Below are 1,453 nucleotides of genomic sequence, written 5' to 3'. Positions count from 1 at the left end.
GGGCGGATTCAACCGGTCGCTGCGGTGTATGCGGACGGGTCTGACAGTAGTCGGTCGAGTTCTTCGGCGGGTGTGCGGAAGCCGTGGCGTTTGCGGGGGCGTGCGTTGAGTTCGGTGGCGACTTTGTCGAGGAAGCCGGGTCCCCAGAAGGACAGGTCGGTGCCTTTGGGGAAGTACTGGCGCAGCAGTCCGTTGGTGTTCTCGTTGGTGGCGCGTTGCCAGGGGCTGTGCGGGTCACAGAAGTAGATCGGCAATCCGGTGGCCTCGGTGATCGTGGTGTGCTTGGCCATTTCCGTGCCCTGGTCCCAGGTCAGTGAGCGGCGCAGGATTTCAGGAATCTGCGGGATCTTGGCGGTCATTGCTGCGGCGACGGTTTCGGCGGTGTGATCGCCGGGCAGATGCAGCAGCACAACGAAACCGGTGGTGCGTTCCACGAGGGTGCCGATCGCGCTGGTGTTTGCCGCACCCATGATCAGGTCGCCTTCCCAGTGTCCGGGCACGGCACGGTCGTCGGCCTCAGCGGGGCGTTCGGTGATGCTGACCATGCCTTCTTTGAACCTTCTACGCTCAGCGATCTCGTTGCGGCCATGCGGCTTTCGCTTGATCCGGCCGGTGCGCAACGCAGATTTGAGGTCTTTGGCCAACTCCCCGCGGGGCTGGACATAGATGGCTTGGTAGATCGTTTCGTGAGACACCCGCATCTCCGGATCGTCGGGATAGTCCAGTCGCAGGCGACCCGCTATCTGCTCTGGGCTGCGCCGCTCCTCCAAGCCTTCCAGAACGACAGCCAACAACGCCGGATTCTTGTCCAGCTTGCGTTGCTTGGGCCTTTTGCGGGCGGTGTCGGCCGCATCCTGACCACGGCTGGCCCGATACCCCGACTGGGTGTCTCCCCGGGCGATTTCCCGGGCGATGGTGTCACCGTGTCGGCCCATGAGGTCAGCTGCCCGTGCAGGCTCGTACCCGCTTTCCAGCAGCTCTTCGAGGCGGCATCGCTCCGTGAACGTCAAGGCAGGTCGGCTTCGGGTGGTCAGATCGACCACCACAGCGATCTCGGAATCGGCGACCGCACGGGGCTGGGATCTGGGCACGTAGCCAGCCTTTCGGACCCAGCGCCGGCCCGCTCTCTCCGACACACCGGCCTCGAAGGCCGCCTGCGTCACCGACGCCCCCGCTCGCATCGCCACCCAGAACGCCTCCCGCGCCTGTGGAGAGTATCGAGTACCGAAGTGCCTGGTCTGTGGGGTGTAGCCAGCCAACCGAGCCCACCTGGAGGCGGTTTCCATAGACACCTGCGCCGCCATCGCAGCGGCCGACCACGACGACCCCGAATCCACCGCTGCGAGAAACACCCCACGCGCTGACTCCGGCGCTGGCTGCCCCTGCCCTCTAAATCCCATCGAAACAACACCCCTTACCAATCAGGTGCTGCAGCGATCACTTGAGCCTGCCC

1 protein-coding gene is annotated in these 1,453 nt (G+C 64.8%); it reads right to left on the bottom strand.

What is annotated here, in order from left to right:
• Positions 1-8: 8 nt before the first annotated feature.
• A complete protein-coding gene (locus tag A5727_RS09525) occupies positions 9-1,181 on the bottom strand; it encodes an IS30 family transposase (protein WP_502687670.1) in 1,173 nt (390 codons plus the stop codon).
• Positions 1,182-1,453 lie beyond the last annotated feature (272 nt).

This window comes from Mycobacterium sp. ACS4331 (assembly GCF_001667265.1).
Lineage (GTDB): Bacteria > Actinomycetota > Actinomycetes > Mycobacteriales > Mycobacteriaceae > Mycobacterium.
Note: the sequence above shows the minus strand (reverse complement) of the source record. Positions and strands in the feature narration are given on the sequence as shown.